11 protein-coding genes are annotated in these 14,147 nt (G+C 52.0%); 4 read left to right on the forward strand and 7 right to left on the reverse strand.

All coding sequences use genetic code 11. The annotated features are described in order from the left end of the window. Positions 1 to 46: 46 nt before the first annotated feature. Positions 47 to 697: a two-component system response regulator NarL gene (gene narL, locus BLV87_RS12790; protein WP_093069270.1), complete on the reverse strand. Its 651-nt coding sequence runs from the start codon at positions 695 to 697 to the stop codon at positions 47 to 49. Next, positions 687 to 2,564, reverse strand: a complete 1,878-nt coding sequence (locus BLV87_RS12795) for a type IV pili methyl-accepting chemotaxis transducer N-terminal domain-containing protein (RefSeq protein ID WP_245707026.1) — start codon at positions 2,562 to 2,564, stop codon at positions 687 to 689. Before BLV87_RS12795 ends, narL begins: the two co-directional genes overlap by 11 nt. Positions 2,565 to 2,778: 214 nt before the next feature. On the opposite strand from BLV87_RS12795, the gene fusA reads away from it, so the two are divergent. After that, positions 2,779 to 4,812, forward strand: a complete 2,034-nt coding sequence (fusA, locus tag BLV87_RS12800) for an elongation factor G (RefSeq protein WP_175517934.1) — start codon at positions 2,779 to 2,781, stop codon at positions 4,810 to 4,812. Between the two features lie 37 nt (positions 4,813 to 4,849). On the opposite strand, the gene BLV87_RS12805 is transcribed toward fusA, so the two are convergent. The 3 genes from BLV87_RS12805 to BLV87_RS12815 form a co-directional block, all read right to left on the reverse strand. Continuing rightward, entirely contained in the window at positions 4,850 to 6,517 is a 1,668-nt protein-coding gene (locus BLV87_RS12805; protein ID WP_093069280.1) for a glutamine--tRNA ligase/YqeY domain fusion protein, read from the reverse strand. 94 nt (positions 6,518 to 6,611) lie between these two features. After that, a complete protein-coding gene (locus tag BLV87_RS12810) occupies positions 6,612 to 7,583 on the reverse strand; it encodes an SLAC1 anion channel family protein (protein WP_093069281.1) in 972 nt (323 codons plus the stop codon). A gap of 11 nt (positions 7,584 to 7,594) precedes the next feature. Further along, positions 7,595 to 7,990: a DUF6858 family protein gene (locus BLV87_RS12815; RefSeq protein ID WP_093069283.1), complete on the reverse strand. Its 396-nt coding sequence runs from the start codon at positions 7,988 to 7,990 to the stop codon at positions 7,595 to 7,597. Positions 7,991 to 8,258: 268 nt separating this feature from the next. On the opposite strand from BLV87_RS12815, the gene BLV87_RS12820 reads away from it, so the two are divergent. Genes BLV87_RS12820 through BLV87_RS12830 form a run of 3 tightly spaced genes read left to right on the forward strand, consistent with a single transcriptional unit; the run spans position 8,259 to position 12,037 of the window. Next, positions 8,259 to 10,559, forward strand: coding sequence for a molybdopterin-containing oxidoreductase family protein (locus BLV87_RS12820; protein WP_093069284.1), 2,301 nt, complete (start codon positions 8,259 to 8,261; stop codon positions 10,557 to 10,559). Positions 10,560 to 10,572: 13 nt separating this feature from the next. Beyond that, entirely contained in the window at positions 10,573 to 11,322 is a 750-nt protein-coding gene (locus BLV87_RS12825) for a 4Fe-4S dicluster domain-containing protein (RefSeq protein WP_093069286.1), read from the forward strand. Next, entirely contained in the window at positions 11,309 to 12,037 is a 729-nt protein-coding gene (locus tag BLV87_RS12830) for a cytochrome b/b6 domain-containing protein (protein ID WP_093069287.1), read from the forward strand. The genes BLV87_RS12825 and BLV87_RS12830 overlap by 14 nt, the downstream gene beginning before the upstream one ends. Positions 12,038 to 12,235: 198 nt before the next feature. Here BLV87_RS12830 and BLV87_RS12835 read toward each other — a convergent pair whose 3' ends face one another. Beyond that, a complete protein-coding gene (locus BLV87_RS12835) occupies positions 12,236 to 13,114 on the reverse strand; it encodes a hypothetical protein (RefSeq protein WP_093069289.1) in 879 nt (292 codons plus the stop codon). Between the two features lie 51 nt (positions 13,115 to 13,165). Next, positions 13,166 to 13,981 carry a transglutaminase-like domain-containing protein gene (locus BLV87_RS12840; protein WP_175517935.1) on the reverse strand — a complete coding sequence of 272 codons (816 nt, stop codon included), beginning with the start codon at positions 13,979 to 13,981 and terminating at the stop codon, positions 13,166 to 13,168. Positions 13,982 to 14,147 lie beyond the last annotated feature (166 nt).

Consider the following 14,147-nt stretch of genomic DNA (forward strand, 5'->3'; position numbering starts at 1 on the left):
TTTTTAAATAAGCTGCATTGGTTTGGCGATAATTTATTCGTGCTTACTATTTCTGCTGATCCACAAACCACACCGCCGCTTCCACCCGCGACCGCAGGTTGAGTTTGCGTAGTAAATGCTTAACGTGAACTTTGACCGTGCCTTCGGTAATGCCCAGTTCCCTCGCGACCAGTTTGTTGCTTTTACCCGCTGCGACCCGCTCCAAAATACGCTGCTCCTGCTCGGTCAAACCGGCTTCGGAGCTGGTTTTGGGGTGAATCGCGTCGTGGCGCATGGCGTGTGCCAGCAAGTTGATCAGGCGTTCGGTGAGGGTGATGCGTCCTGCTGCCGCTTCCGCCAGCTTTTCCACCAAATCTTCGGGTTCCATTTCCTTGAGCAAATAGCCGTCTGCACCTGCGCGTAACGCTGCCACCAAATCACTCGCCTGATCGGAAACGGTCAGCATCACTACCCGTGCATCGCTGCCAGAGGCTTTGATGACTTTCAACACCTCAATGCCGCTCATGTCCTTCATGTTCAGGTCGAGCAGGATCATGTCGGGGGCAAGCTCCAATGCCATGTCGATGCCTTCCTGCCCGCAGGAGGCTTCGCCGACGATGATGAAATCAGGAACCATATTGACCAGATAGCGCACGCCTTTGCGAAACAAGGGATGATCGTCCACGATCAGCAGGCTTTGCGGGGTTTCAAGCGGCATGGACAATCCTTGTTTTGGGGGTGAAATCGAGTTGTACGCAAGTACCGCCGTTCGTGCGCGGTAAATATTGCAGTATGCCATGCAGGGCGCGGGCGCGTTCATCCATAATCGCCATGCCGTAATGGTGCAGGTTGGCGGTTTTTTGGATACCTGCGCCGTCATCTTCGATGCGCAATTGCAGGCTATTGTTATCGTCTTGGCGTTGCAACGATACCCACGCTTGGCTGGCGTGCGCGTGTTTGAGGGTATTGGATAAGGCTTCGCGCACGATTTGCAACAGGTGAATTTCTTCGTTGGGGGTCAGGTTGAGGTTGCCTAGACTGACCTCCAGCGCAATCGGCAAGTTGCCGCGTTCGGCAAATTCGGTGGTGGTTTGTGCCAGTGCCATGCCTAAATCGTCGTCTTCCATACGCAAACGGAAGGTGGAGAGCAACTCGCGCAATTGCTGGTAGGAACTGTTGAGTCCATCGCGTAATTCTTCCAACGCGGCGGTGACTTCGGTGGTATCCGCCGGATTTTTTACAGCAGTGCGCAAGCGGCTGACTTGGATTTTCATGTACGCCAGCGATTGCGCCAAGGAATCGTGCAGTTCGCGGGCGATGACGGCACGTTCTTCCAGCAAGGAGACGCGGCGGTGTTGTTCGCTGCGTTGTTCGGAGGCAATGGTGACACCGATGTGGCGCGACAGGGCTTCCAGCAATTGCACTTGCCAGCGTTCGGCGGTGGTGTTGGCGGGGACATCGACAGCTAACATGCCGTAGCGTTTTTCTGCATCGGTAAGCGGCATCCGCAAGATTTGGCGACCGTCGGGGAGCGTGTCCATGCGGGCGGCGTGCGGGTCGTGGCATTCGGCGCAACTGTTGGCGCGTTGGCACAGGGGGCTTTTGCCATCACTGGCGGTGGTGGCGACGACATCGCCTTGCTGGTCGTTGTCTTCTTTGAGGCAAATCGTGCCATTGCCCAAGCCCAGCACCGCTTCGGCATCTTTCAACACATTATGGAAAACGGCGCGGTCAGGGGCAATGCCATGTAAGCGCGTGATGGAGCGATACAGCAAATCCAGCGAACGGTTGCTGCGGGTGAGTTCGGCAGTTTTTTGTTCGACCCGTGCTTCGAGGTCTTGGTAAAGTTTGGAGAGATCTTCTGCCATCAGGTCAAAAGCTCGTCCTAGTTGCCCGATTTCGTCTTCACCCGCAAGGTCAGTGCGTACCGCGAGATTGCCTTGGCGGATTTGGTCGGTTAGCCCCAATAGCCCTTTGAGCGGGGTGACAAAAATGTTGTTGACCAAGTAAATGGAGAGGATCACGGCGAGGATCGTGCCAATCACGGCAACGCCTAAAATGACCCGCAACACAAAAATTTTGGCTTCGGTGGCTTCTTCAATCTGCTTGACCAGATCATTGATGTGCGCAACGAATTGGGGAATGGCATCGAGCAATGCGGCATCGGCGGAGGTGGTGATGCTCGTGGTCAGCAAGGGAATCAGGTCGGGTTTGATGTGTTGCTGCCAGCCGCTTTCGACTTGTCGATACACTTGTTTGAGCGGGGTGGTTTCGTCAGCGGGCAATACGGAGAGGATCGAGTCCGCCGCCAAATCGGTTTCAAAGCGTTGGATGGCTTGTTGCAAGTCGCTGCGATGCGTGGGGTTGGGATCTTGCAGAATGCGTTGGTAGAGTGATGCCATACGCCAGCTTTGCATCCGCAAACTTCCGGCAACGTTGATGGCTTCGCCGTTGCCTTGGGTAGTTTCCGCGACCATCCATGACGTGGACATGCTGACAATCGCCAGAACCGTGATGGCAGCGATCATCCCTCCCAGCCGTAGCAGCAAGGAATTTTGGAGTTTTTTCCACAGAATGCGGTTCACGCGGTGATTTCCTCGTGTTGTTATTGGATGCTGCGCTCTGATTCTAGGGTAATACATTTGGGGGAGGGGTGGATGGAAATAACGGTGTACTACTTTGGTGGTAGTCACTTGCTTGATCATACGTCGCGAGTGGTTTGTTTACGTGATATAGGTCAGACAAGCTGACGCTCTGCGGCGTAGAATGGGTGGAAAACTTATTCCAAAAGGAGTCAGCGTGCATACCATCCAAGACATCCGAAATATTGTCTTTACCGGACATACAGGCGCAGGCAAGACCAGCCTGATCGAAGCCCTGCTGTTTCAGGCAGGCGAAACCACCCAACAAGGCGTTATTGAAAAAGGCAATACCGTCACTGACTGTGATCCGCTTGAACAACAACATCAACATTCCCTGTATATTTCTGTCGCCACTGCCCACCATGCCGGTTGCCATATCAATTTGATCGACACACCGGGATACCCTGACTTTCAGGGACAGGTGCTGACGGCGTTGTCAGCCGCTGATACGGTGGTGGTAGTGATTAATGCCGTGGCAGGTATTGAACCCATGAGCCGCAAAATCATGGAATGGGCAAGCCAGCAGCATTTGCCGTGCATGGTCGTGGTCAACCGCATTGATGCCGCACCCGACAAGCTGGAAAAGTGCCTTCAGGAAATTACCGAGGTGTTTGGTCGCGAATGCCTGCCGCTGGAGTTGCCCGTCAACCACGCGGCGCAAGTGGTGGAGGTGTATGACCACGAATCCGGCGCGGCGGATTTTTCTTCGGTAGCGGCAGCCCATACTGCTTTGATCGAGCAGGTGGTGGAAGCAAATGAATCTGCTATGGAACATTATCTGGAAGAAGGTACTGTACCTGCGGCTGAATTGCATGAAGCGTTTGAACAGGCTTTGCGTGAAAACCATCTGGTTCCCGTTTGCTTCACGTCTGCGCGAACTGGCGCTGGCATCCCTGAACTGTTGGATATTATCGCCAAACTTGCCCCCAACCCGTTGGAGGCTACGCCGCACCCCTTTATCCGTCATCAAGGCGAGAAAACCGTGGAAACATGGGCGGTTCCCGACCCGGATAAGCCATTGCTGGCGCATGTTTTCCATGTCGAATTCGACCCGTTTGTGGGCAAGCTGGCCTTGCTGCGGGTACATCAGGGCAGCCTGAAACTGGGCAGTCAGGTACTGGTGGGTGTTGAAGGCAACCCCGTCAAGATTGCCCATTTGTATCGCTTGCAGGGAAAAGAACGCATCCCTGTTCAGCAGGCTGTAGCGGGCGATATTTGTGCCGTCGCCAAGATCAGCGAGATTGAGCCAGACACCATTTTGCACGAACGGCATGAAGACGATGGCGTCGAAATATCCGGGATGACCTTACCAACACCCTTGGTTGGTTTTGCCTTGCGTGCCAAAAAACGCGGCGATGAACAAAAGCTGTCGGATGTTTTGCACAAACTGGTCGCTGAAGACCCTTGTCTTAGGATTGAATACGATACGGCAGCAAATGAAACGGTGCTGCGTGGTTTAGGCGATTTGCATCTGCGCATCGCGCTGGAGCGCATGGACAAACAATACCATGTGGAGGTGGAGGCAGCACCTCCCCGAATTCCTTACCGGGAAACCATCACCAAGTCGGTGCAGGCGCAATATCGGCATAAGAAACAAAGTGGCGGGGCAGGGCAGTTTGGCGAAGTGCAGCTTGAAGTAGAGCCGTTGGAACGCGGTGCAGGCTTTGAATTCGTCAACCGCATTGTGGGTGGGGCGATTTCTGGCTCACTGATACCAGCGGTAGAAAAAGGGGTGCGTCAGGTGCTGGCCTCCGGTGCGATTAGCGGGCATCCGCTGATGGACATTCGGGTAACGTTGGTGGATGGCAAGATGCACTCGGTGGATTCCAAGGAAATTGCCTTTGTGGTGGCAGGGCGCAAAGCCTTTATGCAAGCCGTTGCCGAAGCCAGCCCCATTATTCTGGAGCCGCTGGTTGATCTGGAGGTAACGGTTCCCGCTGCCGCGATGGGCGACATTTCCGGCGATCTGGCGACCCGACGGGCGCAGATCCATGATGCTCAAGCCGATGCAGCAGGCAATATGGTTATTCAGGCCAAAATCCCGCTGGCGGAACTTAACGATTACGCCTCACGCCTGAATTCGCTGACGGGCGGCGAAGGTAGCTGGGCTATCCAGTTCAGCCACTATGAGCCGACCACGGAAAAGACCCAGCAGGCATTGATGGCGAAGTACCAAGTTGCTGAAGTTTAAGGCTGCAATAGCTTGACGCATATGGGGGAGAGGTTTCCTACTTCTTCTCCCATGTATCCTTTAACCCGATCACCCGGTTAAACACTGGCTTTTCGGTAGTCGAATATTTGGAATCCAACACAAAATACCCCTCACGCTCAAACTGGTAGCGGTCATCCAGCGTGGCTTGCGCCAGCCCGATTTCGCCTTTGCAGCCGTTGAGGATTTCCAAGCTGTGCGGATTCATGAATTCCAAGAAGTTTTTACCGCCCGCATCCGGGGCGGGGTCACTGAACAAACGGTCATACAAACGCACTTCGCAATCCACGTTATCACGCGCTGACACCCAATGAATCACGCCTTTGGCTTTCACGCCATCTGCCGGATCTTTGCCGACAGTATCCTCGATCACCCGCGCCCGCACTTCGATGATAGTGCCGTCCGCATCCTTCACCGCTTCATCCGCCTCAATCACGTAGCTGTTGCGCAAGCGTACCCGTTTGCCCAGCACCAAACGCTTGTACTGCTTGTTGGCTTCTTCGCGGAAATCGTCCTGATCAATCAGAATTTCGCGGCAAAATGGCATGGCGCGTGTCCCCATCGCCTCATTTTGCGGATGCACCGGCGCAGTCATGGTTTCCACCTGATCATCAGGATAGTTGGTCAAAGTGACTTTGAGCGGACGCAACACGCACATGGCACGCGGGGAAATGTTGTTTAAATCTTCGCGGATGGCGAATTCCAACATGCCAAGATCCACCACGCCTTCGACTTTGGTCACGCCTGCCATTTCGCAGAAATCGTTAATGGCTTTGGGGGTGAAACCACGACGGCGCAACCCCGAAACGGTGGGCATACGCGGGTCATTCCAGCCGTCAACGTGCTTTTCATCGACCAATTGCTTGAGCTTGCGCTTGCTGGTGACGGTGTAATTGATATTGAGGCGCGAAAATTCGTACTGGTGCGGTTGCGCAGGCACGGGAATATTGTCGATAAACCACTCGTACAGTGGGCGATGCACTTCAAATTCCAGAGTACACACCGAATGGCTGATGCCTTCAATCGCGTCACTTTGCCCGTGTGCGTAGTCGTAAGAGGGGTAAATACACCATTTATCACCGGTTTGGTGATGCGTAGCACGTTTAATGCGGTAAATCACCGGATCGCGCAAATTGATGTTGGACGATGCCATGTCAATCTTCACCCTCAAGGTGCGGCTGCCATCGGGAAACGCGCCATCCCGCATTTGCGTGAACAGTTCAAGGTTTTCCTCAACAGAACGGGTGCGGAACGGGCTTTCTTTACCGGCTTCAGTCAACGTGCCACGGTATGCCCGCATTTCGTCAGCGGTCAAATCGCACACAAACGCCTTGCCTGCTTTAATCAGATAAACCGCCCAATCATACAACTGGTCGAAATAATCGGAGGCGTAATGCACCTCACCATCCCACTGATAACCCAGCCATTGCACATCCGCTTTGATGGACTCGACGTATTCTTCGTCTTCTTTTTCGGGGTTGGTGTCATCCATGCGCAGGTTGCACTTGCCGCCAAATTTCTGCGCTAAACCGAAGTTTAGCCAGATGGATTTGGCGTGACCAATGTGCAAATAGCCGTTAGGTTCGGGGGGGAAGCGGGTGCGCACGCTGGTGACTTTACCGCTTTCGAGATCTTCTTTAACGATACGCTCAATAAAATTGAGGGGTTTGCTGGTTTCTTCGCTCATGGGGGTAGTTCTTGTCGATTATTGCAATGCAGGAATTAGACTATTAAGCACCGCCGTTGTCCAGTGCGGTGCTTACCCATTTGCGTTGTGGCGCTTAATGCCCCGGTTTGCAGATGTCGTGACGCACTATTGCACGTAGCGTCAGCGTCACCAGCAACACAACCAACACGCTCAAAATGACCAACAAACCGCTGGCAATCCACAGATACGTCGCCGCCTGCGACTGTTCATACATAATGAAGCTAGCAATGGTAATCGCCGCCAAGGGGAACGAATATGCCCACCAAGGCATTCCAAAGGTCAATTTCGCAAAACGCCCAATTTGGCTAAACAGCAAAATGGTCAGGAATAACCCAAAGAAATACAGCACCCGTGCAAACGCATCCAGCTCATTTTCCAAGCGCATGTAGGCAATAAAGCCAACCGCTGGTGGCGCAATCAAAATGAACAAACTCGGCAACAAAAACGCATCAATCGCCTGATGAAACATCATGCGGTTAAACACCAGTGTCATTAAAATCAACCAGAAAAACATGCCGACGCTAAAGAAAAACCACGACACATCCACAAATCCAAGTGGCACGCCAACCACAGGCACCAGCACATTTCCCACCGCTGGAATAAACCACGCTGGGTTGATGTGCTGAATCTGGAAATGTTCGTGGTGCATCCATTTATTAATCACATACAGCGTAAGCACCAGATGCAATAAGGTTCCCGCCACCCAGACGGGCAGGGCAAACTCAGCATTCACCCCATACAAAGCGGTCGCAATCAGCAACAAACTGATCGAAATGGTCGGGAAAAAACTGAGCTTGACCGGATGCGCCAACTCCTGCGCCACATTCTGCGGGTAGCGCCACATCTTGCTCAAATACAGTAGGAATAACAGCATAAAAACACCGGCAGTCAGTGCCAGCATTCCGACGTTGATACCCAAATCGCGGTGAAATACATGCTGGGCTTTTTCCCATGCAATCGTTAAACCGGATAAGCCCATTACCACCGAAAAAAACGAGATGGGTAAAAAGGCTAAGCGCCCGTGTGGTGCAGGAGTGTGCTCCATGATGCCAATCCTCAGTCGTTGATGACCAATGCTTTTGCCCAGGCTTCCATCGCGTTATTGGCGAGCGGCATGGGCGCTTCCATAAAGCTGATCACGAAAGTATCGGCTTTTTCAGCAATACCGATAGCGCGGGGGCGTACTGCCAGCACTTGCGGGTTAGGCAAATGTGTGCCGAAGCAGAACACTACGTTTTTGGCGGCGATAATGTCGGGGGCAATTTCGCCTTGTGGCAGTGCTTTGGTATGCGCGTAATGGTCGAAAACTGCGATGAATTGTGCCACCGGGTGTTCGGCGATTTTTGCTAAGAAATAGTCAACAATGCCGTCTACGGTACGGTGGGCAATTTCATTTTTGCCGACTTCCATCGTGAAAACGGGGTATTTTTCTTGCAGCATCATTTGTTTCATGGGGATTCCTTCTAAAAGAGTGAAAAGCTAACAGTAGGGCGATTCTAGGGCTTGGTAAGCGGTTTGGCATTGAAAAATAGCAAACTAAAGCACTAAGGTATTGCGCCGTTTATCGCCGCGCAACAATCGGGGTTTTCATGATGTATGTCAAACAATACTCAACAAAACCTTGCGATTTAGCAAGGTTGATTCGTGCCCCGCCCCGCAGACTATCCCTTATAAAGAGATGTCAATGAATGTCATTGTATCGCGCTAGTAGGAGTCAAACGTGCAGGAATCGAATCAATCCGGCAAGGCATCGCGCCGCGCCTTTCTCAAAGGCATAATGGGGACAGCCGTCGCGTCAACGGCGGCGTTAAGCCTTGATGCGCAAGCGCGTATCCATGCCCCCCACGAACAAGAAACCCTCAAGGATTACGAAGAACACTGGGGTTTTTGCGACATGTGTTACTGGCGCTGTGGCTTAAAAGTCCGCAGCCGTGACGGCAAAGCTTTCAAAATCGACGGCAACCCCGAACACCCGCTCAATCGTGGGGTGGTGTGTGGCAAGGGTAATTCCGGCATTCAGGTGGCGTTTGCACCCAACCGTTTGAAACAGCCAATGGAACGTACCGGCGCACGCGGTGACAACCAATGGCGACCCATGCCGTGGGATGAAGCACTCGACAAAGTAGCGCACGAATTGACCAAGGTAAAAGAAAAATACGGCCCGCAAGCACTGGTCATGATTGGTCACGGCACGTGGGAAAAACCCTACCACCGCCTTGCCCACGCTTTTGGCACACCTAACACCACCAGCCCGGTGTTTGGCTTGTGCTGCGGGCCACGCGGCGTTGCCAATACGCTGATTGCGGGCAAAAACCTGACCGGCAACGAAACCATCGACTTGGAAAATTGCAAATACTTCCTAATGATGGGGCGCAACATTACCGAATCCTTGCACAACGGCGAAACCCTCGGCTGGATTGACGGAGTGGCTAATGGTGCGAAAGTGACTTATGTTGACCCGCGTTACACCATCACGGCTTCCAAAGCCGATGAGTGGCTGTCGATTCGTCCACTCACTGACCATGCCTTCCTGCTGGCACTGATCCATGTGGTGATTAAAGGCGGTCTGTACGACAAGCAATTTGTCGCCGAATACGTCACCGGCTTGGATGAACTGACTGCCAAAGTCGAGCAATACACCCCCGAATGGCAGGAAGCAATCACCACGATTCCGGCGGACACAGTGCGCCGCATTGCGCTCGAAATGGCGCAGAAAGCACCTGCGGTATTCGTTTACAGCCCGCGCCGTTTAACCCGTACTTCCAATGATCTTGGCACGGGGATGAGCATTTCGATCCTCAACTCGTTGTTTGGGGTATGGGATCGCAAAGGCGGTATTTTCACCCCGCAAACCATCAAAGTGCCTGAGATTGATTTGCCGGAATTCCCGCACGCGCATGTCAGCCGTGAAGAAGGGCATGGCGATTTTGATTTTGCCCACAACCCGTTTGCTGTTGACGTTGAAGGCAAAATACAGCGTGCGGATGGTGCAGGCGTGCCGGGGCGTTGGCCGCTGGCTAACCCGCAATACGGTTTGACCAATGAAATGTGGAAGGCAATGGCGGAGCAAGACCCTTACCCGCTGAAAGCCTTGCTGACGGCTGGCGGTAATGGTTTTACCAATAGCACCGACTATGACACGGTGCGCAAAGCCTTGCTGAACATGGATTTTTACGTCGCGGCAGACGTGAGTCCCAATGAAATGAATAGCTATGCCGATATTATCCTGCCCGAAGCCAGCTATTTGGAGCGGTATGACGATTTGCAGATCGGCGGCGCACGCGAAGGTTTCATTGCCTTGCGTGAACCGGCGATGCAACCGCTGCACGATACCAAAGGCTCGTGGGATATTTGCAAAGCCTTGTCGCAACGCTTGGGGCTGGAGGCGTATTTTCCGCACGATTCGGTGGCGGATATGCTGGATGACCGCTTGAAAAAAGCCGGTTATTCACTCGCGGAACTGAAGGAAAAAGGCATTATTAAAAAGCCCGTCGATGATGCGATTAACTTCCCGCGTGAACACGGCGGTAAATCGGTCTTTCCGACCCCCAGCGGCAAGATCGAGCTTATTCCCAGCCAGTTACAAGCACTGGGCATGGCGGATGCGATTGAGTGGGCAGAGCAGCCACGCCCTAAAGACGGTGAGTTCCATTTTACCTTTGGGCGGGTGGGTTTCCATACCCATGCGCGGACTCAGGACAATATCTGGTTGAACTATTTCATGCCGGAAAACCTGTTGTGGATACACCCCGACGCTGCCGCCAAGCTCGGCATTAGCGATGGCGAGACGGTGGAGGTCAAGGATGCCAAAGGGCGCGGTGGCAAGATTGCTGCCAAAGTTACGCCGCGCATCCGCCCGGATACGGTGTTCACGGTACACGGCTTTGGGCATTGGGATACGCGCATGACCACGGCGGTCGGCAAAGGGTTGTCGGATTCGTTGCTGGCATCGGATACCCGTGAAAAACACATTGGCAGTATTTCGATGGGTATGAACATGGTCACTGTGACCAAAGTCTGAGGAGGCGAATAACATGGTTGCAAAATACGTGATGTTGGCGGATACCACCCGCTGCATTAACTGCAAGGCGTGCGAAGTCGCTTGCCGTGCGGAATGGGATACCCCGCTGGGTTACTCGCGTGACTGGGTGAAGGAAGTCGAATACGTCAATGCCAAGGGGTTGCCGGAAGTGCAATTATTCCCCGGTCGTTGCCAGCATTGCGACGACCCGCCGTGCGTGGAGGTTTGCCCCTCCGGTGCGTCCTGGAAGCGTGATGACGGCATTGTGCTGGTCGATCATGCGATTTGTTCCGGTTGCGAATTGTGCGTTCCGGCTTGCCCGTATGACGCGCGGTGGCTGAATCCGGTGACGAATACCATTAGCAAATGCACGTTCTGCCAGCCGCGAATCGACAAGGGTTTGCAGCCTGCGTGCGTGGATACGTGTGTGGGGCGTGCGCTGATTTTTGGTGATGCCAATGACCCGAATTCTGAAGTTTCCCAATTGCTGAAAGCCAAAGAATGGCAAAAGCTGGTGACGGATGAGGTTAATATCGGCCCTAACCATTATTACTACACGGCGGGTAAAGCGATTCCTGACACGGTGATGCCGAAGCTGAATGAGCGGCATTTGTCCGGCACGCTGATGGAAAACATCGTTAATCCGCTGGGGACACTGGGTATCGGCGGGATGATGGCGGTATTCCTCGGTGCAGGTATTAAAAAATTGATCGACCGTCGCCAAGACGTGAGCAACAAGGAGGGCAGCCATGAGCAGCACTAAACCCACCATTAAGGTGCGTACCAAGGATGTGATTGCGATCCACTGGTTCAACGCTTTTTTCTGGCTGACGCTGGTATTGACTGGCTTTGGCATTATTTCCGGCGATTTTGTGCGCCTTGCTCCGGCATTCTGGCCGACATTCCTGCAAAACCTGCTGGGGGGCAATGCCAATCTGGTGTTGCTGCACGGTATCGGTGGCATGGTGTGGGCGGGGGTGATTGGCGTGTACGCGCTGTTGAATTTCAAGCGGGTGGTGTTACCGTTTCTGAAAAATGTGCTGGTGTTAACGCCTAAGGCAGCTATCGCGGATATGAGTTCGATGGTGATCACGCTGGCGCATTTGTTTGGCTTGCTGAAACACAAAAGCGTGCCGCCGCAAGGGCGTTACAACGGGGCGCAACGTTTGTTGGGGACGATGATTATTGCGTGTTCGCTGGCGATTGCGGTGACGGGGCTGTATTTGTTCCTCAGCCCGATGCTTCTGGATTTTGCTGCATCAGCGGGGGTCTTGGGGGGCGTGTTCCGCTGGGCGTTGGTGATTCATTTGGCAGCGGTGTTGCTGGTATTGTTGGGCTTGGTGGCACATATCTATTTCGCGGTGGTGGAAGAGCCGGAATCGCTGGAAACCATGAAGTCGGGCGAGGCGGAAGTTGCGTTTATCAAGCACCATAATCCCTTGTGGTATGCGGAGTTGGAGCGTGAGGGGAAGGTTTGAATACCCGCCGGTATGCATACTGGCAGGTGTTGTCTGGGTTATAGGTTATGGATAATGTTTTGCAGTTCTTGCTGGAGTTGGTGTAACTGGCAGCTGCCAGCTAATTGCCCTGACTCCTGCAAGAGTTTGGGCAATTATGTTTGAAAGATAGGTTTGCCTGTGGAGAATAGGAGTTTACGAGCTTACTTCGCAAACACGTCATTGGGTTATATACTGGGTTGTACTTTCATCAGTCCCGTCGCCATTTGCATCTAGCCCCATCCATAGACGGGCGTCGATGAGGCGCAGGTGTAATTTGCCGCCATTGTTGCCCTCTATGACAATTTCGCCTTGCATTGGTGTTCCGTTGATCGCTATAAACGGTGCAAGGGTTGAAAGCTTGACGCACCCATTGGCGTTTTCACACATGCCTCCAGACAGGTAGTCGCCATTGTTGTTTGTCACAAGTTGAAGGTTGTTGTCCAGTAACTGGGAACCCGAATTGCTTTTACGCAGTAAGGTCGATACTGCTCGCAATTCGCCTGTACTGGTATTTTCAGTGTAATGGACGCTGCCTGTTGTGGAATAACTGATCCCATTAATGATTTCTGAGAGATTGCTGGTGCTCATAGTAAAATCAGTAGCTGTTTGTAAAGCAGCATCGAATGCATTAACGGTAATTGTTAAAACGCCGTCGATTACTCCGCTACCAGTGTTGCATTGAGTGCTGGTAATTTGTAATGTGCCGGTATTGTTTATATTGTCCAGTTCGCCGATTACCCGTTGGGTTCCGCCACTTGGACATGAGCCGCCTACGTCAATTGAACGAGCTTGGTTATTTTGTGGGGGAACCTGATTTTTACTGGTTGCTGACCTGCCAGTCACGGCAGTGACTGCTTTAGTAATATTGGTAATGGAAATGAAAACCCCCTCTGCAAATATCGCCTGATTGTTGGTATTCAGGGGTGCCAGTTCACGACTTCCGGTATAGGCAGTGTTGCTGATGGCGATCTGACCGCCAGAATCACTACTACCACCTCCACATGCTGTCAATTGGGTTACAAGCAGTGATGCAATAGCAATATTTTTATAGTGCATGAAAAATCCTTCCTGTTTAAAACATTCTGCTTTTTAAAAGCACCCCAGTTTTTACAATAATCTTACTTTTAGTCCACTGGGTGCTGAAAACAGCCGTTGAGACCAAGCAAATGAATTAGCCTTCGATGGAACAGTTACTTTCATTGCTACGTAGTGATCTTCGCTTCCCATAAAATTCTTGTTCATTGCGTCAACGACCCTCCATGCACCATCAATATAGATTTCTGCCCAGTTATGATAATCTTGAGCCTTGAGGAGTTTGTTGCTCTCGACAATAAAACCGCTCATCATTCTTGCGGGAATTCCTTTCGCCCTAGCCAATGCGCCGAAAAGATACATGTGTCCTGTACAATCTCCCTTCTTTTCTTCTAAAGTGAAAAGAGCGCCCCTTTCCTGATCCAGAAAACCTGATATGGCGATATTTTCTAGATCCCAAGCATAGATTTCTTTGGCAATATCCATAGCATTGTTTGCCTTGAGTGAGGCAGAAACCTGTTGTAACTGGACATTGTTGAATTCGAGATATTTCTCGGCCTTCAGGTAAGGCTCTGGATCAGGTAGGGGTTCTGCTTTTGGTTGTTTTTCCATGACAAGGTCAACCCTAATATCAATGATTGTGCTTTCATACGGTGCTAGTGTTGGCAAATGCAGTGACAATGACTGATTCCATTGATCATGAGGAATTTGTTCATATCTTGTGGAAACATTGAGATTTTTTATTTGCTGACGGGAAACGTTAGCGGGCAAGGCCAATTGAATCATGGCCTCTTCAACAGTTTTATTCTTGGGATTTTTTATCTCAAGCTTGTAACGGATGCTTTTTTCGACTGATATGGGTTTCCCGGAAAGTAATTCGGCAGTGAGCATATGATTCCTGTCGAGGTAAGCATAAGCAAGCCACACCAAGGAAATCAGTAAAAGCAAGGCGCTTACTAAACACAATTCATGTCTGATACAGTTTTTCAACATACATCCTCAAACAGTATTATTATCAGCAAATCCATTAGGGATTTGCTGATAGCGTTGCTCGATA

This window comes from Thiothrix caldifontis, from assembly GCF_900107695.1.
In the GTDB taxonomy this organism is placed as follows: Bacteria; Pseudomonadota; Gammaproteobacteria; order Thiotrichales; family Thiotrichaceae; genus Thiothrix; species Thiothrix caldifontis.